General features: G+C 74.9%; 18 protein-coding genes. 13 read left to right on the plus strand and 5 right to left on the minus strand.

Features of this window, described 5'->3' with window-relative positions; genetic code table 11:
- Nucleotides 1–55 precede the first annotated feature (55 nt).
- Genes nirB through GXB85_RS14280 form a run of 6 tightly spaced genes read left to right on the plus strand, consistent with a single transcriptional unit; the run spans nt 56 to nt 6,673 of the window.
- Entirely contained in the window at nt 56–2,662 is a 2,607-nt protein-coding gene (nirB, locus tag GXB85_RS14255) for a nitrite reductase large subunit NirB (protein ID WP_161918331.1), read from the plus strand.
- On the plus strand, nt 2,659–3,093 hold the full coding sequence (locus GXB85_RS14260) for a nitrite reductase (NAD(P)H) small subunit family protein (RefSeq protein ID WP_161918332.1): 435 nt from the start codon (nt 2,659–2,661) through the stop codon (nt 3,091–3,093). The genes nirB and GXB85_RS14260 overlap by 4 nt, the downstream gene beginning before the upstream one ends.
- Nucleotides 3,090–4,298: a uroporphyrinogen-III C-methyltransferase gene (cobA, locus tag GXB85_RS14265; RefSeq protein ID WP_161918333.1), complete on the plus strand. Its 1,209-nt coding sequence runs from the start codon at nt 3,090–3,092 to the stop codon at nt 4,296–4,298. Before GXB85_RS14260 ends, cobA begins: the two co-directional genes overlap by 4 nt.
- Nucleotides 4,291–5,427 (plus strand): uroporphyrinogen-III synthase, encoded by a 1,137-nt coding sequence (locus GXB85_RS14270; protein ID WP_161918334.1) that lies wholly within the window; start codon nt 4,291–4,293, stop codon nt 5,425–5,427. Before cobA ends, GXB85_RS14270 begins: the two co-directional genes overlap by 8 nt.
- Entirely contained in the window at nt 5,424–6,140 is a 717-nt protein-coding gene (locus GXB85_RS14275; RefSeq protein WP_370524258.1) for a sirohydrochlorin chelatase, read from the plus strand. Before GXB85_RS14270 ends, GXB85_RS14275 begins: the two co-directional genes overlap by 4 nt.
- 47 nt (nt 6,141–6,187) lie before the next feature.
- On the plus strand, nt 6,188–6,673 hold the full coding sequence (locus tag GXB85_RS14280) for a DUF1648 domain-containing protein (protein ID WP_161918335.1): 486 nt from the start codon (nt 6,188–6,190) through the stop codon (nt 6,671–6,673).
- Nucleotides 6,674–6,685: 12 nt separating this feature from the next.
- Here GXB85_RS14280 and GXB85_RS14285 read toward each other — a convergent pair whose 3' ends face one another.
- Nucleotides 6,686–8,155: a sensor domain-containing diguanylate cyclase gene (locus GXB85_RS14285; RefSeq protein WP_161918336.1), complete on the minus strand. Its 1,470-nt coding sequence runs from the start codon at nt 8,153–8,155 to the stop codon at nt 6,686–6,688.
- A gap of 186 nt (nt 8,156–8,341) precedes the next feature.
- Between GXB85_RS14285 and GXB85_RS14290 the strand changes: the two genes are divergently transcribed.
- A complete protein-coding gene (locus GXB85_RS14290; protein WP_161918337.1) occupies nt 8,342–8,566 on the plus strand; it encodes a hypothetical protein in 225 nt (74 codons plus the stop codon).
- A 15-nt stretch (nt 8,567–8,581) separates the two neighbouring features.
- On the opposite strand, the gene GXB85_RS14295 is transcribed toward GXB85_RS14290, so the two are convergent.
- Nucleotides 8,582–9,301 carry a CPBP family intramembrane glutamic endopeptidase gene (locus tag GXB85_RS14295; RefSeq protein WP_161918338.1) on the minus strand — a complete coding sequence of 240 codons (720 nt, stop codon included), beginning with the start codon at nt 9,299–9,301 and terminating at the stop codon, nt 8,582–8,584.
- 270 nt (nt 9,302–9,571) lie between these two features.
- Here GXB85_RS14295 and GXB85_RS14300 point away from each other — a divergent pair, with 270 nt between their 5' ends.
- From GXB85_RS14300 to GXB85_RS14315, 4 genes are read left to right on the plus strand one after another with little or no spacing between them, the layout of a single operon-like run.
- The gene (locus GXB85_RS14300; RefSeq protein ID WP_161918339.1) at nt 9,572–10,222 is read left to right on the plus strand and encodes a transporter; all 651 of its coding nucleotides are present in this window, start codon (nt 9,572–9,574) and stop codon (nt 10,220–10,222) included.
- Entirely contained in the window at nt 10,219–10,539 is a 321-nt protein-coding gene (locus GXB85_RS14305; RefSeq protein WP_161918340.1) for a transcriptional regulator, read from the plus strand. The genes GXB85_RS14300 and GXB85_RS14305 overlap by 4 nt, the downstream gene beginning before the upstream one ends.
- Nucleotides 10,536–11,441, plus strand: coding sequence for an ABC transporter ATP-binding protein (locus tag GXB85_RS14310; RefSeq protein WP_161918341.1), 906 nt, complete (start codon nt 10,536–10,538; stop codon nt 11,439–11,441). Before GXB85_RS14305 ends, GXB85_RS14310 begins: the two co-directional genes overlap by 4 nt.
- A complete protein-coding gene (locus GXB85_RS14315) occupies nt 11,438–12,190 on the plus strand; it encodes an ABC transporter permease (RefSeq protein ID WP_161918342.1) in 753 nt (250 codons plus the stop codon). The genes GXB85_RS14310 and GXB85_RS14315 overlap by 4 nt, the downstream gene beginning before the upstream one ends.
- Nucleotides 12,191–12,258: 68 nt before the next feature.
- On the opposite strand, the gene GXB85_RS14320 is transcribed toward GXB85_RS14315, so the two are convergent.
- The 3 genes from GXB85_RS14320 to GXB85_RS14330 form a co-directional block, all read right to left on the minus strand.
- Nucleotides 12,259–14,658 (minus strand): cation-translocating P-type ATPase, encoded by a 2,400-nt coding sequence (locus tag GXB85_RS14320; protein ID WP_161918343.1) that lies wholly within the window; start codon nt 14,656–14,658, stop codon nt 12,259–12,261.
- A gap of 72 nt (nt 14,659–14,730) precedes the next feature.
- Nucleotides 14,731–14,967 (minus strand): heavy-metal-associated domain-containing protein, encoded by a 237-nt coding sequence (locus GXB85_RS14325; RefSeq protein ID WP_161918344.1) that lies wholly within the window; start codon nt 14,965–14,967, stop codon nt 14,731–14,733.
- A gap of 51 nt (nt 14,968–15,018) precedes the next feature.
- A complete protein-coding gene (locus tag GXB85_RS14330; protein WP_161918345.1) occupies nt 15,019–15,300 on the minus strand; it encodes a metal-sensitive transcriptional regulator in 282 nt (93 codons plus the stop codon).
- Between the two features lie 109 nt (nt 15,301–15,409).
- Here GXB85_RS14330 and GXB85_RS14335 point away from each other — a divergent pair, with 109 nt between their 5' ends.
- Both GXB85_RS14335 and GXB85_RS14340 read left to right on the plus strand, forming a co-directional pair.
- Entirely contained in the window at nt 15,410–15,868 is a 459-nt protein-coding gene (locus GXB85_RS14335; RefSeq protein ID WP_161918346.1) for an Rrf2 family transcriptional regulator, read from the plus strand.
- Nucleotides 15,869–15,966: 98 nt separating this feature from the next.
- Nucleotides 15,967–16,869 carry a sulfite exporter TauE/SafE family protein gene (locus GXB85_RS14340; protein ID WP_161918347.1) on the plus strand — a complete coding sequence of 301 codons (903 nt, stop codon included), beginning with the start codon at nt 15,967–15,969 and terminating at the stop codon, nt 16,867–16,869.
- The last annotated feature ends 19 nt before the right edge of the window (nt 16,870–16,888 follow it).

A 16,888-nucleotide genomic window follows, 5' to 3' on the forward strand; every position in this document is an offset into this window, starting at 1 on the left:
AGAGCCGAAACACCCCGTCACCGCGACGGAAACCTCCGCTCCCTACGGTCACGACATGGACCGGGGGGTGGCACGGCGGCTCGTCGTGGTCGGGGGCGGCATGGTCGCCCACCGGCTCGTCGAGGCGCTGCGTGACCGCGACGCCGACGGCGCCTGGCACGTCACCGTGGTCGCCGAGGAGCCCCGCGCGCCCTACGACCGCGTGGCCCTCACGAGCTACTTCTCGGGCCGAGACCCCGCGGATCTCGCGCTGGGCACCCCGGACCTGTGGGCCGATCCGCACGTCACGCTGCTGCGCGACACCACGGTGACCGCCGTGGACCGCGAGGTGCGCACCGTCACGGCCGTGCGCAACGGTGTCGGCTCCGAGGCCGTGCTGAGCTACGACGCGCTCGTGCTCGCGACCGGCTCGTCCGCCGCGGTCCCGCCCGTCGAGGGCACCGACCTGCCGGGCGTCTTCGTCTATCGCACGGTCGACGACGTCGCGGCGCTGCGCGGCTGGGTCGAGGAGACGGCACGACGGCGTCGCAGGCCCGTCCAGGGCGCCGTCGTCGGCGGTGGCCTGCTGGGGCTCGAGGCCGCGGGCGCGCTGCAGGCCCTGGGCGCGCAGAGCACGGTGGTGCAGTTCGGCCCGAGGCTCATGCCGCTCCAGGTGGACGAGGGTGGGGGCGAGGCGCTGCGCCGGCTCATCAACGCCAAGGGCGTCGCGGTGCGGCTCAACACGTCGACCACGCGGCTGCGGCCGGGCCGCGACGGCGCGGTACGGCGCATGGACTTCGCCGACGGCGGGCGCCTCGACGCCGACGTGGTGGTGCTCGCGACGGGCGTACGGCCGCGCGACGAGCTGGCGCGCGCGGCCGGCCTCGAGATCGGCCCACGCGGCGGCGTGGTGGTCGACGACGCATGCCGCACCGCGGACCCGCACGTGTGGGCCGTGGGTGAGGTCGCGTGCATCCAGGGCTCGTGCCTGGGGCTCGTCGCCCCCGGCTACGCGATGGCCGAGGTGGTCGTGGACCGTCTGCTGGGCGGCGCGGCCGTGTTCCCGGGCGCCGACACCGCGACCAAGCTCAAGCTCACGGGCGTGGACGTCGCGAGCTTCGGCGACGCGTTCGCGCAGACCGACGGCGCGCTCGAGCTGGTCCACGCCGACCCGGTGGCGGGCGTCTACACCAAGCTCGTGCTGTCCGACGACGCGAAGACCCTGCTCGGCGGGGTGCTCGTGGGCGACGCCTCCGCCTACGCCTCGCTGCGGCCGATGCTGGGACGCGAGCTCGACGGCGACCCGGGCGCCTACCTGCTGCCCGAGGGTGCGGGCACCGGCCGTCCGCAGACGTCCCTGCCCGACGACGCCGCGGTGTGCTCGTGCAACAACGTCACCGCGGGCACCGTGCGCGCGGCGGTCACCGAGCACGGCTGCACCGACCTCGCGGGGGTCAAGGCGTGCACCAAGGCCGGGACGAGCTGCGGGTCGTGCCTCCCGCTGGTCAAGAAGCTCGTCACGACCGAGCTCGAGCGCACGGGCGTCACCGTGAGCCAGGCGCTGTGCGAGCACTTCGACCTCTCGCGTGCGCAGCTGTTCGACGCCGTGCGCGTCACGGGCCTGCGGACCTTCAGCGAGATCATCGCGCGGCACGGCCGGGCCGACCTGCCGGGTGCCCGCGGCTGCGACATCTGCAAGCCCGTGGTCGCGTCGATCCTCGGCTCGCTGGGCGCGGGCCACGTGCTCGACGGCGAGAACGCGACGCTCCAGGACACCAACGACCACGTGATGGCCAACCTGCAGAAGGACGGCACGTACTCGGTTGTCCCGCGCATGCCGGGCGGCGAGGTCACGCCCGAGGGCCTGATCGTCGTCGGTGAGGTGGCGCGCGACTTCGGGCTCTACACCAAGATCACCGGCGGCCAGCGGATCGACATGTTCGGCGCGCGCATCGAGCAGCTCCCGCTCATCTGGCGGCGACTCGTGGACGCGGGCTTCGAGTCCGGTCACGCGTACGGCAAGTCGCTGCGCACCGTGAAGTCGTGCGTCGGGCAGACGTGGTGCCGCTACGGAGTGCAGGACTCGGTCGCGCTCGCCGTCGAGCTCGAGCTGCGGTACCGGGGCCTGCGCTCGCCGCACAAGATCAAGCTGGGCGTCTCGGGGTGTGCGCGCGAGTGCGCCGAGGCCCGTGCCAAGGACGTCGGCGTGATCGCGACGGACAAGGGCTGGAACGTCTACGTGGGCGGCAACGGCGGCTTCACGCCGCGGCACGCGCAGCTGCTCGCGGAGGACCTGGACACCCCCACGCTGATCCGCACGATCGACCGCTTCCTCATGTACTACGTGCGCACCGCGGACAGGCTCCAGCGCACGGCCCCGTGGATCGAGGAGGTCGAGGGCGGGCTCGACGGCGTGCGGGCCGTGGTGCTCGACGACAGCCTGGGCATCGCGGACGAGCTCGACGCCGCGATGGCCGCGCACGTCGAGGCCTACACCGACGAGTGGCGCGCGACGCTCGACGACCCCGAGAAGCTCGCGCGGTTCGCGTCCTTCGTCAACGCGCCCACCACCCCCGACCCGTCGCTCGCGTATGTGCCCGAGCGCGGCCAGCGTCGCCCCGCGACCCCGGCCGAGCGCGAGGCCGTGCTGGTCGCGGGCCCGAGCCTGGAGGTGCGGTCATGACCGCGGTGCTCGACACGTCCCGGCTCGCCTGGACCGCCGTCTGCCACCTCGCGGACCTGCTGCCCGAGCGCGGCGCGGCAGCCCTCGTCCAGGGTGAGCAGGTCGCCCTCGTCCGCCTGCACGGGCCCGACGGCGGCGTGGGGGAGAGCGGCGCGCAGGAGAGCGAGCCCGTCGTCCTCGCGGTCCAGCAGCTCGACCCGTTCAGCGGTGCGCACGTGATGTCGCGCGGCATCGTGGGGACGCGAGGCGAGGTCCCCACCCTCGCCTCGCCGATGTACAAGCAGGTCTTCGACCTGCGCACCGGCGTGTGCCTCGACCGCGTGGGCCGCGAGCCGCTGGCGGGCCACGAGGCCGACCTGCGCACGTGGCCCGTGCGGGTCGAGGCGGGGCTCGTGCTCGTGGGCTCCCGGCCGGCGGAGGTGGCCCGGTGACCGCGCTCCTCGGCGTCGAGCTCGCCGGACGGCGTGTGGTGGTCGCGGGCGGCGGCCCGGTGGCGGCGCGACGCGTGCAGGCGATGCGCGTCGCGGGCGCTGACGTGCTGGTGGTCGCACCCCAGCTGTGCGAGGAGCTCGCCGAGCTCGCCGACGCCCGGGTGGTGCGCTGGCGCGAGGGCGAGGTCGAGGAGCGTGACCTCGACGGCGCGTGGCTCGTGCACACCGCGACCGGCGACCGGTCCGTCGACGACGCCGTCGCGCGCTGGGCCGACGCGCGTCGCGCCTGGTGCGTGCACGCGGGTGACGTGACCCACGGCACCGCGCGCACCCCCGCGACCACCCGCAGCGGCGACCTGCTGGTGGGCGTGGTCTCGACCGGCCCGGCCGACCCCAGGCGCAGCACCACGGTGCGCGACGCGCTCGCCGAGGTGCTGCCCACCGTCGACCAGCGCCGACGGCGTGCGCCCGTGCTCGGTCAGGGCCGCGTGGTGCTCGTGGGCGGCGGCCCGGGCGACGTGGACCTGCTCACGGTACGCGCGCGCCGCGCGCTCGCCGAGGCGCACGTGGTGGTCGCCGACCGCCTCGGCCCGCGCGAGATCCTCGACGAGCTGCCGCCCGAGGTCGAGGTGGTCGACGTCGGCAAGACCCCGGGCCACCATCCCGTGCCCCAGCACGAGATCCACCGGATCCTCGTCGAGCGCGCGCAGCGCGGGGAGGTCGTGGTGCGGCTCAAGGGCGGCGACCCGTTCGTCTTCGGCCGCGGCGGCGAGGAGGTGCTCGCGTGCCACGAGGCCGGCGTGCCCGTCGAGGTGGTTCCCGGGGTCAGCAGCGCGCTCGCGGTGCCAGCGGCCGCCGGCATCCCGCTGACCCACCGCGGGGTCACCGGCACGTTCCAGGTGATCAACGGTCACGACGGCCTGGGCCCGGCCGCCGTCGAGGTGCTGCGCGAGCGCGGCACGCTCGTGGTGCTCATGGGCGTCTCGGTGCTGCCCGAGCTGGTGGCCACGGCGCTGGGCGCGGGTATCGACCCGACGCTCCCGGTCGCCGTCGTCGAGCGTGGGACCACGCCGCGCCAACGCGTCACGCGCTCGCGGCTCGACACCGTGGTGGCCGACGCCGCGCTCGTGGGGGTGCGCGCCCCCGCCGTGCTCGTGCTGGGGGCGGTCGCGGCACCCGAGCTGCTCGAGGTCCCGGATGGCTGAGCCGATCTCGCAGGTGCTCGCAGGCTGCACGGTGCTCGTGACCGCCGACCGCCGGGCCGCGGAGCTGGGCTCGGCCCTCGCGCGCCGCGGGGCCGCGGTGCGCCACGCGCCGGCGCTCAGCATCGTCCCGCACATCGACGACGCGGCCCTGGCGGCCGGGACGCGCGCGGTGATCGAGACCCCGCCCGACGTCGTCGTCGTGACCACCGGCATCGGGTTCCGAGGCTGGACCGAGTCGGCCGACGCGGTGGGGCTGCTCGACCCGCTGCTCGAGGTGCTCGGCCGCGCGCGGATCGTCGCGCGCGGGCCCAAGGCGCGCGGCGCGATCCAGGCCGCGGGCCTCCAGGCCGACTGGGTCGCCGAGTCCGAGACCTCGGCCGAGATCGCCGAGGTGCTGCTGGGCGAGGGCCTCGCGGGGCTGCGCGTCGCGGTGCAGCACCACGGCGCGGGCTCGGACGGCCTCGACGAGGCGTTCCGGGCCGCGGGGGCCGAGGTCGAGAGCCTCGTGGTCTACCGCTGGGGCCCGCCGCCCGACCCGCAGGCGCTCACGGCCTCGGTGCGTGACTGCGCGGCGGGCGAGGTCGACGCGGTGACGTTCACCTCCGCCCCGGGTGCCGCCGCGTGGCTCGCGGCCGCGGACGAGGCGGGCGTCACCGACGCGCTGCACGAGCGTCTGACCTCGGGCTGCGTGCTCGCAGCCGCCGTCGGCCCCGTGACCGCCGCACCCCTGCGGGAGCGCGGGATCGAGCCCCTGATCCCGGACCGCGGCCGTCTGGGGTCGCTCGTGCGGGCAGTCGTCGCGCACTACGACACCCGCCGCACCGACGCGCTGCCCACGGTGGCCGGGCCGCTCCAGGTGCACCGCGGCGCGGCCGTGCTCGACGGCCGCGTGGTCCCGCTGTCGCCGTCGGGCCTCGAGGTGCTGCGCCTGCTGGTCGAGGCGCGCGGGTCGGTGGTGACCCGCGAGGCCGTGCTGGCCGCCCTGCCCGGCTCGTCCACGGACCCGCACGCGGCCGAGGTCGCCGTCGCCCGCGTGCGTGAGGCCACCTCGCGCGAGCTCGTCCGGACCGTCGTCAAGCGCGGCTACCGCCTCGCGGTCGCCGACCCCCACCCCCAGGAGGCCCTGTGATCCTCGTCGGCTGCTCGCACGGCACCGCGGACCCGGACGGCCGCGCGACGATCCTCGCGATCCTCGCGCGCATCGCCGAGGCCCGCCCCGAGCTCGACGTGCGCGAGGCGTTCGTCGACGTCCAGCAACCCGAGGTCGCGGACGTGGTGCGTCGTGCGGTCGAGGAAGGCGGGGCCGACGACGGCGCGCCCGTGGTGGTGGTCCCGCTGCTGCTCTCGGCCGGGTACCACGTGCACGTGGACATCGCGGCGGCGGTCGAGCCGTGGGGCGCGCGCGCCGTCGCGGCCCCGGCGCTCGGACCTGACCCGCGGCTGGTCGAGCTGCTCGACGAACGGCTCGACCAGGCCGGGGCCCTGCCCGACGACGCCGTCGTGCTCGCGGCCGCGGGCTCGAGCGACGAGCGCGCGACGGCCGACGTCGAGCGCGTCGCGGCCGAACTCGCCCGACGACGGCGCGGTCCGGTCACCGTGGGCTACGGGTCTGCGGCCTACCCGCGCGTGCCCGCCGCCGTCGACGCCGCGCGTGCCTCCGGAGCGCGTCGCGTCGCCATCGCGTCGTACCTGCTCGCGCCGGGCTTCTTCCACGACCGCCTCCAGCTCGCGGGCGCCGACACGGTGAGCCGCCCGCTCGGTGCCGACGCGCGCGTCGTCGGCACGGCGCTGGACCGCTGGGCCGAGGCGGTGCGCCCCGTCCTGGTGCACGACCTCGTGTGACGTCGCCGGCCGACCTCAGTACGGTCGTGCCCCGAGGGGGTGGGTCGATGGGTGAGGTGGCCGCGCGGCCGCGCGCGGGCCGGGTCCCGGCGCACGTGCGGGCGATGGTCGCGGTGGGCTGGCTGCTCACGCTGGGCGGTGCGGGCGTCGTGGCGCTGCGCATGCCGTCGCTGCCCGACGAGGTGCCGCTGCACTACGGCGCGACCGGCACGGTGGACGGCTGGGGCGACCCCGCCGCGCTCTGGGGGCTCGTCGCGCTGTGGGTCGTGCTGCAGGTGATGCTCACGGTGCTCGTGCGGATGCCCCACGTGCACAACTACCCGGTCACGGTGACGGAGGAGAACGCGCCGACGCTCTACCGCCTCAGCCAGGAGCTGCTCGGGGTGATGACGGTCGCGATGGGTGTCGTGCTGCTCGGCATGGTGCCGGTCGGGGCCGACGGCGCGGGCACGTGGTGGCTCATCGTGCTCGGCGCGCTCGGGGCCCTTGCCGCGACGATCGTCGGCGTCGCCCGGATGCTGCGCGTCGCCTGACCTGCGGCGCCCTCAGCCCAGGCGGTCGGTGGCGGCCGCGCGCCGGCTGTACTTGAGCCGGTACATCGCGGCGTCGGCATGCGCGAAGAGCCGCTCCGGGTCGGTGGCCGGGTCGGTCGTGAGCGCGACCCCGATGCTCGCGCGCACCGCGACGCGTCGTCCGCCGAGCGCGACGGGACGCCCCAGGTCCTCCTCGAGGCGGGCCACGACGGCGCGCACCTCGTGCTCGTCGCGCACCTCGCTGAGCACAGCGCAGAACTCGTCGCCGCCCAGGCGTGCCAGGTGGTCGTGCGGGCGCAGGCTCGCGCGCAGCCGGCGCGCGACCACCACCAGCAGGTCGTCGCCCGCGGCGTGACCCAACGTGTCGTTGACCTCCTTGAAGTGGTCGAGGTCGCAGAACAGCACCGCGACGGCGCTCCCGGGCGCGGCCTGCGGCAGGGTCGCCGAGAGCCGCCGCATGAGCTCACGCCGGTTGGCCAGCCCGGTGAGGTCGTCGTGCGCGGCCGCGTGCGCGAGAGCTTCGGAGTGCAGACGTCGGTCGGTCACGTCGCGCTGGTCCACGACGAGGCCCTCGACCAACGGGTCGTCGAGCAGGTTGCGCACGTTCCACTCGTACCAGCGGCGCTCGTGGCTCGCGTGGACCACGAGCACGTCGAGCGCCGCGCGGGCCCCGCCCCCGCGCGCGACCACGTGCTCGAGGCGCTGCTGCACCTGGTGCCGGTGCTCCGAGTCGACCATCTCGAGCAGGTGGCGGCCCACCAGCTCGTCGGGGGTGCGGCCCATGGTGCGCTCGGCCGCGGGGCTCACGTAGGTGAGCACGCCGTCGCGATCGGTCACCACCAGCACGTCGTTCGAGCTGTCCAGGAGCGCACGCACCCGGGCCTCGGTGCGCGCGAGCGTGAGCTCGAAGCGCTCGCGGTCGGCCACCGACAGGCCGACGATCGCGACGGTCAGTGCGCCGAGCACCAGGCCCGCGAGGGCGACGGCGTGACTCACCTCGAGCTGCGGCACGCTCGTGAGCACCCCGGCCTGCTCGAGGAGCTGGCCCAGGCTCGTGACCGCGGCGATGAGGCCGATCGCCGGGGCGGTGACGCGGCTGCCCGACCGCTCGACGTGGACGACCGCGAGCACCATGCCCGCGAGCGGGACCAGGGGTGCCCACCCGGCGGTCCACGCGGTCGCGGCGAACAGCGTGAGCCCGAGCGCCACGCGCAGCACGGCACGGTTGCGCAGGCAGCCGCCTCCGAGGAACCGCTGCACGGGCTCGCTCGGCAGCACGCCGTTGAGGACGAGGAGCGCGGTGAGCAGGACGGGAGGGCCGAGCACGAGGCCGCGAACGTGGAGCGCGAGGAGCGCGGGCAGGGCGACCAGCCCGATGAGCGCCGCCGCGAGCAGGGCCGCGCCCGCGCCGTGGGGAGGCAGCACGTCACCCTGGGCGCGCGACGACGGGACGTCTCGTCCGTCGCTGCTGCCCGGCGTCATGGTTCGCCACCCTCTGCGTGCGCTGGGGGGAGCACGCCGATCCATGGTCACCGGGAATGTCCGACTTTGCCACCCCCCGGGAGGGTGGTCCGCCGGGTGAGAAATGCCGCTGACGTCGACCCGCGTGTCATCCACGGTTGACACGCGGGTCGACGGGCTGGTGCGATCACCGCGGGAGGTGGCCGCATGGGACGCATGGACACACTGGTGGGCCAGGCCGATGGTGACGACCCGCTCGTGGCGCTCCGGGCACTGGTCGAGCTGCGCGCCGAGTCCGAGCGGCAGGAGGCGATGCTGGTGCGCCGCGCGCGCAACCGGGGCGCGTCGTGGGCCGCCATCGCGCAGGTGCTCGGCGTGAGCCGGCAGGCCGTGCACAAGAAGCACGGCGGCAGCCGCTTGCTGGGCAGGTGAGGCGGCGGAGGGCCCTCAGGCCACCCCGAGGGCCTCGAGCCACGGGTCGGGCAGCACGGCCCAGCCCACGAACGAGACGACGTCGAGCGCGGTGTGCGCGACCACGAGGGGCATGACGCGGCGCGTGCGCAGGTAGTACCAGCCGAAGGCGAGGCCCATGACGACGTTGCCCACGGCCATGCCGGGGCCCTGGTACAGGTGGTAGGCGCCACGCAGCAGCGCGCTCGTCACGAGGATCGCCGGCAGCGTCCAGCGCAGCTCGCCGAGCCGCTCCATGAGGTAGCCGACCACCACGACCTCCTCGAGCAGCGCGTTCTGCAGCGCCGCGAGGATCAGCACGGGCACGGCCCACCAGTACGGCTCGAGGCCCGCGGGCTGCACCTGCACGTTGAGCCCGAGCACGCGTCCGAGCACGTAGAAGCCCAGCCCGGGAATGCCGATCGCTGCCGCGAGGCCCAGCCCCACGGCCAGGTCACGCAGCGGGCGGGCGGCGTCGAGCCCGATGCGCCGCAGCGCGCTGCGACCCGGGGTCGACAGCAGGTAGAGCGCGAGCGCCACGGGGACGAGCGCGAAGCCGATGCCGAGCAGCTGGTAGACGAGGTCGACGTACGGTCGCGCTGAGCGGGTGGGGTTGAGGGTCGCCGTCTGCTGCGCGAGCGGGACCTCGCTCGTGAACCGCACGTACAGGCGCAGGGCCGCGTACACCGCGGACTGCGCGAGCGACAGGCCCAGCACGATCCACACCTCGGCGCCCAGGCGGCGCCGCGTCCCCGACGGCGGCGTGGGGTCGGACGGTCGAGCTGCGTCCGGTCCCGCAGCGTCCGGTCCCGCGGGGGCCGATGCGGCCGTCGCGGGCGTAGGCACGCTTGCCGCCGACCGCGGGGGCTGTGGCTGCTCGGGCACGGGGACAACCTACGTGCGCCTTGACGCCGCGACCACGCGAGGCTCATGCTGTGCAAACAACTTTGCATCACAAACTAGTCTGCAACTCACGACAGGAGCCTGATGACCCCCGCCGACGAACACGCGCTCGAGCCCGACGACGACGCGCCCCTCGACCCCGCGCAGAGCGCCGCCCTCATCGCCGAGCAGCGCGCGCGTGTGGTCGAGGCCGTCGACGTCGACGCGCGCCTGCTGTTCGGGGTCTGGGGGACCGCCTGGCTGCTGGGCTTCGGCGTGCTGTGGGCGGTCGCGGTCGACGAGCCGCTGATCGACCTGGCCCCGCAGTACGCGGGCCTGGCGTTCGGGCTCCTCCTGGTGAGCGCCGCCGTCGTCACCGCGGTGCACCTCGCACGGCGCTCGGGCGGGGTGCGGGGGTCGTCCGCGACGCAGGGTGCGATGTACGGCTGGGCCTGGGCGCTCACGTTCACGGGCTACGGGGCGATGGGCTACGCGCTCAACGCCCTCGACGCCGGCCCGGCCCTCACCTCGACCGTCATGAGCGGCGGCTCGGCTCTCGCCGTCGGCGCGCTGTACATGGCGGGCGGCGCGATCTGGCGCGACCGCACCCAGTTCGTCCTCGGGGTGTGGGTGGCGGCGGTGACGATCGTCGCGATCCTCGTGGGCTACCCGCACCTCCTCGCGGTCATGGCGCTCGCCGGGGGCGGCGGCATGCTGCTCGGGGCGGTGGCCGAGCAGGTGCGGCGGCGGCGATGAGCCTCGACCCGGTGATCCACAGCCAGGCCCGGCTGCGGATCATGACCACCCTCACGGCCCTCGGCGAGGGCGACCGCCTGACGTTCCCGCGGCTGCAGTCGCTGCTCGACACCACCGCCGGGAACCTCTCGACCCACCTGCGCAAGCTCGAGGACGCCGGCTACGTCGCCGTCCACAAGGGGCACCTGGGTCGCGTGCCGTCCACCCAGGTCGAGGCCACCCGCGCGGGCCGGCGCGCGTTCGAGGACTACACCGCGGCGCTCCAGGCGCTGCTCACCCCACCCGACGTCCAGCAGCTGTCCCAGGAGGAACGATGACCCAGACCCCCGTGGTCGAGGTCGAGCACGTGACGCGTCGCTTCGGCGCCACGGTCGCGCTCGACGACGTGTCCCTGACCGTGCCACCCGGTGAGCTCGTGGGCCTGCTCGGCCCCAACGGCGCCGGCAAGACGACGCTGCTGAGCCTCGTCACCGGCCTGCGCAAGCCCGACGAGGGCGTCGTGCGCCTCTTCGGCGGCGACCCGCGCGACCCGGCGAGCCGCCGCGCGCTCGGCACCACCCCGCAGGAGACCGGCCTGCCGCCCACGCTCAAGGTCGGTGAGGTGGTCGCGTTCGTCGCGGGCCACTACCCGGACCCGATGCCGGCCGGTGAGCTGCTCGAGCGCTTCGGCCTCACCGAGGTGGCCGGCCGCCAGACCGGCGGGCTCTCGGGTGGGCAGAAGCGTCGCCTCGCCGTCGCGCTCGCCCTCGTGGGCCGCCCGCGCCTGGTCGTGCTCGACGAGCCCACCACCGGCCTCGATGTCGAGGCGCGTCACCTGCTGTGGCAGGCCCTGCGCGACTACCACGCCGACGGCGCGACAGTGCTCCTGACGAGTCACTACCTCGAGGAGGTCGAGGCGCTCGCGCAGCGCGTCGTCGTCATCGGCCACGGCAGGTTGCTCGCCGACGACGCCCTCGGCTCGGTGCTCGCACGGGTCGCGGTGCGTCGCGTCGTCGTGCACCTGCCGGGGATCACCGATCACGACGCCCAGGCGCTTCCCGGCGTGGTCGACGCGGGCCGTGAGGGCGACCGGCACGAGCTGCTCACGAGCGACGCCGACGCGTTGGTCCGTGCGCTCGTCACCTCGGGGCGGGAGTTCCACGGCCTCGAGGTGCGCGGCGCGAGCCTCGAGGAGGCCTTCCTCACCCTGACGCGCGAGACCCCGGAGGTGGTCGCATGAGCACGGCCGGCCTGACCCTGCTGCACGCGCGCTACCAGGCGCTCGAGACCGTCCGCGTCCCCATCGCGGTGCTCGGCACCATGCTCTTCCCGTCGCTCGCGATGTTCTTCTTCGTGGTGCCGCAGAGCGCCGTCGCGCAGAACCCGGTGGCTGCGACGGCCGCCGTCGGGCAGCTCGCGATGTTCTCGGTGATGTCCACGTGCATGTTCACGTTCGGCGTGGGCGCCGCGGAGGACCGTGCGCTGCCGTTCGACCCGTACGTGCGCACGCTGCCCGCCGGGCCGGCTCCGCGGCTGCTGGGGCGCATGCTCACGGGCGGCGGCTTCGCCCTGCTGGGGCTGGTGCCGCTGATCCTGATCGCCTGGATCTTCACGGCGGCCACGGTCACGGCGGGTCAGGCGCTGGTGAGCCTCGCCGTCGTGATCGGGGTGGCCCTGCCGTTCCTCGGCCTGGGGCTCGGCATCGGCTACTCGATGAGCTCCAAGGCCGCGATCGCGGTGGTGCAGGTGGTGCTCTTCCCGATGGCGTTCGCAGGCGGGCTGTTCATGCCGCCCGAGGTGTTCCCGGACTGGCTCGACCGCTTCTCCCAGGCGCTGCCGAGCCGTGCCGGCCGTGACCTGCTGGTGCAGGCGCTCACCGACGCGCAGGCGAGTGCGGCGGCGCTGCCCGTGCTGCTCGCCTGGGGCGCGCTGTTCGCGGCCTTCGCGGTGTGGGCGTACCGGCGCGACGAGGGGCGCCGCTTCCGCTGACACGACGACGGCCGCCGTCGGAACCCTTCCGGGCCCGACGGCGGCCGTCGTACGTGTCGCGGGTGCGCTCAGGCGAAACGGCGCAGGCGCAGCGAGTTCGTCACCACGAGCACCGAGGAGAACGCCATCGCGGCGCCCGCGATCATCGGGTTGAGCAGGCCCAGCGCCGCGAGCGGGATCGCCGCGACGTTGTAGGCGAACGCCCAGAACAGGTTCTGCTTGATGATCCGCAGCGTGCGGCGCGAGAGCCGGATCGACTGCCCGGCCGAGGCGAGGTCCCCGCGCACGAGCGTGAGGTCCGCCGCCTCGATCGCGACGTCGGTCCCGGTACCCATCGCGAGCCCCAGGTCCGCCTGGGCGAGGGCCGCGGCGTCGTTGACGCCGTCACCGACCATCGCGACCGTGCGGCCCGCGGCCTGGAGCTCACGCACCTTCTCGACCTTGTCGGCCGGCAGCACCTCGGCGACCACCTCGGTGATGCCCACCTGGGCGGCCACGGCACGGGCGGCTCCCGCGTTGTCGCCCGTGAGCAGCACGGGCTCGAGGCCCAGCGCACGCAGCTCGGCGACGGCCGCGACCGAGGTCGCCTTGACCGGGTCGCGCAGCACGAGCACGCCCTGCGCGGTGCCGTTCCACGCCGCCATGACCGCCGTCGCGCCGTCGGCCTCGGCCGCCGTGAACGCGGCGTCGAGGCCCTCGGTCACGACGCCCTGCTCGCGCAGCCACGCAGGCCGTCCCACGAGCACGCGCCGGCCCAGGTCGAGCCCGCTGTGCGCGGTGCGGACCACGCCGACGACGCCGCGCCCGGCCTCGTTCGCGAACTCGGTGACCTGGTCGCTGCCGATCTGCACGCCGTCGGCGCCCGCCTCGGCGGTCGCCTGCGGGGCCGCGGGCCGGGCCGCCGCGATCGCCTGGGCGATCGGGTGCTCGCTGCGCTCCTCGACCGCCCCGGCGAACCGGAGCACCTCGTCGCGCGTCACGCCCTCGGCGGGCAGCACGTCGACCAGCTGCATGCGGCCCTCGGTGACGGTGCCCGTCTTGTCGAGCACCACGGTGTCGACGCGGCGCGTCTGCTCGAGGATCTCCGGCCCCTTGATGAGGATGCCGAGCTGCGCACCGCGGCCCGTGCCCACCAGCAGGGCGGTGGGGGTCGCTAGACCCAGGGCGCACGGGCAGGCGATGATCAGCACCGCGACGGCCGCGGTGAACGCGGCCTGCGACCCGCCGCCGGTGAGCAGCCACACCGCGAGCGTGCCGAGCGCGATCACGATGACCACGGGCACGAACACGGCCGAGATGCGGTCGGCCAGCCGCTGCACGGGTGCCTTGCCCGTCTGGGCCTGGGCCACGAGCCGGCCGATCTGGGCGAGCATCGTCTCCTCGCCCACGCGGGTCGCGCGCACCACGAGGTAGCCCGAGGTGTTCACGGTCGCGCCGGTGACCTGCGAGCCCGGCGCCACGTCCACCGGCACGGGCTCACCCGTGAGCAGCGAGGTGTCGACGGCGCTCGTGCCCTCGACCACCACGCCGTCGGTCGCGACCTTCTCACCCGGGCGCACCGCGAACAGGTCGCCCACCGCGAGGGTCTCGACCGGGCGGCGCTCCTCGACGCGGCGCCCGTCCACCTCGCGCAGCACGGCCACGTCGGTCGCACCCAGCTCGAGCAGCGTGCGCAGGGCGTCGCCCGCGCGGCGCCGTGACCGGTGCTCGGCGTAGCGGCCCGCGAGCAGGAAGGTCGTGACCACGGCCGCGACCTCGAAGTACAGCTCGGGCATGCCGGTGTGGCCCACGCCGAACCGCGGGATGAGCGTGGGCTCCATCCGCATGCCGATCTCGCCCGCGCCGCCCAGCAGCACGGCCCACAGCGACCACGCGCTCGCGGCGATCACGCCCAGGGACACGAGCGTGTCCATGGTCGAGGCTCCGTGGCGTGCGGCCCGGGCCGCGGCCCGGTGGAACGGCCACGCGGCCCAGGTCACCACGGGCAGCGCGAGGGCCGTGACGACCCACTGCCAGCCCGCGAACTGGAGCGCGGGCACCATCGAGAGCACGAGCACGGGGGCCGTCAGCACGGCCGCGACCAGCAGACGACGGCGCAGGTCCGCACCCCGGTCCGCGACGGGTGCCGAGGTGTCCTCGTCCTCGTCCATGTGGTGGCCCTCGCCCATCGAGTGGCCCGAGAGCGCGTGCTCGGCGTCGGTGCCGCCGCTGCGGCGCACGAGGGTCGCGGTGTAGCCCGCGGCCTCGACCGCACGCACCACCTCGGCCGGGTCCACGTCGGCGCTCAGCTCGACGTGCGCGGACTCGGTCGCGAGGTTGACGGTGGCCGTGGCCCCCTCGACCTTGTTGATCTTCTTCTCGACCCGCGCCACGCACGAGGCGCACGTCATCCCCTCGACGGCGAGGTCGAGCGAGCCGACGACGACGCGTGCGTCCGTGGCTCCTGCCGGTGCGACTGGGTGGGTCATGTCCTCACGTCCTGTGGTGGGTGGTGCGCCGGGGTTCGCCCGGGCGGGGGTGCTGCGGGTGGCGTCGCTCCCTCAGAGGAGCGAACGCGGGGGAGCGACCTGGTAGCCGGCCTCCTCGACGGCGGCCTTGACGTCGTCGTCGGACAGCGGCTGCTCGGAGGTGATCGTGACCTGGCTGGTCGCGCCCGAGACGAGGTCCACGTGCACGTCGGTCACGCCGGGCAGCGCGCGCAGCTCCTCGTCGACCGAGCGGACGCAGTGGCCGCAGGTCATGCCCTGGACGCCGACGTTGATGGTCTGGGTGCTCATGAGGTGCTCCTTCTTCGGTGGGTGGTGCTTCTGTCGTGCCGGTCGTGCTGGTCAGCTGCGGACGAGACGCGCGATCGCGTCGGAGGCCTCGCGGATCTTGGCCTGCCCGGCCTCGGGGGACTGACGTGCGGCGTCGACCACGCAGTGTGTGAGGTGGTCCTCGAGCAGCCCGAGGCTCACGGCCTCAAGCGCCTTGGTCACCGCGGCCACCTGGGTCAGCACGTCGATGCAGTAGGTGTCCTCGTCCACCATGCGCGCGATCCCGCGCACCTGCCCCTCGACGCGGCGCAGCCGCGCGAGGTACTCGTCCTTGGTCCCGGTGTAGCCCGCCATCGTGGTCCTCCGTCGTGGTGCCGTGCCCTGGCCAACACCCTACCCCCCTAGGGTATTCCACGCGAGGGCCGCGGCCCGGGACGTCCGTCCCCGCCGCTACGCTCGCGGCATGCGCGTCTCGGCCAAGGCGGACTACGCGGTGCGGGCGTGCGCCGAGCTCGCGATCGCGCCCGACGGCGCCCCGGTGCGGGTCGAGGACCTCGCCGCGCGCCAGGGCCTGCCGGTCACCTTCCTCGAGCGGATCATGGGTGACCTGCGCCGCGCGGGCGTCGTCGCGAGCGTGCGCGGCCGCGCGGGGGGCCACCGTCTCGCCCGCCCGGCGAGCGCCGTCGTCGTCGGCGAGATCATCCGCGCGGTCGACGGCCCGCTGCTGACCGTGCGTGACGAGCGCCCGCCGAGCCTCGAGTACGAGGGCTCGGCCGCGTCGCTGCTCGAGCTGTGGGTCGCGCTCCGGGTGAGCGTGCGCGACGTCCTCGACAAGGTGACCCTCGCGGAGCTCGTCGAGGGGCGGCTGCCGGCCCCGGTGCGTGAGCTCGCCCAGCGCGGGGGCGCCTGGGACAACCCCTGACTGTCCGATTCGCCCCTTTTCACCCGCCCGGGTGAGCGACAAAACTGGACAAAGACGGTCAAGATGGTCGAGAGAGATCCCGACCATCGGAGACCACCATGCGCACCCTCCTCGTCCTGGCCCTCGTCGGGCTCGGAGCCCAGCTCGTCGACGGGAGCCTGGGCATGGCCTACGGCGTCACGTCGACCACCCTGCTTCTCGCGGTCGGCACCAACCCCGCGGCGGCGTCGGCGACCGTGCACCTCGCCGAGATCGGCACCACCCTCGCCTCCGGCGCCGCGCACTGGCGGTTCGGCAACGTCGACTGGCGCGTCGTGCTGCGGGTCGGTGTCCCGGGCGCGATCGGCGCGTTCGCGGGTGCGACCTTCCTCTCGCGCCTGTCCACCGAGGCCGCGACGCCGGTCATGGCGCTCGTGCTCCTCGCGCTCGGTCTCTACCTGCTGGGCCGCTTCACGTTCTTCACGCTGCCCGTGGTGCGCAGCGACGTGCCCCTGCGCCGCCGCTTCCTCACGCCGCTCGGCCTGGTGGCCGGGTTCGTCGACTCGACCGGTGGCGGGGGCTGGGGCCCGGTGGGCACGCCGGCCCTGCTGGCCTCGGGCCGGCTCGAGCCGCGCAAGGTGGTCGGCTCGATCGACACGAGCGAGTTCCTCGTCGCGGTCGCGGCCTCGGCGGGCTTCCTCTTCTCGCTCGGCACCGCAGGCATCGACGGCACCTGGGCGCTCGCGCTGCTCGCCGGCGGCCTGGTGGCCGCACCGATCGCCGCGTGGCTCGTGCGCCACGTGCCCGCACGCGTGCTCGGCTCCGCCGTCGGCGGCGTGATCGTGCTGACCAACACCCGCACGCTGCTGCGCTCGGACCTGCTCGCGGCCACGCCGTCGGTCACGGCCGTCGTCCTCGGCTCGATCGCGGCCGTCTGGGTCGCCGCCGTCGCGTGGTCCGTCCGCGCCCACCTGGCGACCCGCCGCCTCGAGCCCGTGCCCGTGGTCGTGCCGCAGCCCTGACCGGCGCAATCTGCTGGGC

It is taken from the genome of Cellulomonas sp. APG4 (assembly GCF_009996735.1).
GTDB lineage: Bacteria > Actinomycetota > Actinomycetes > Actinomycetales > Cellulomonadaceae > Actinotalea.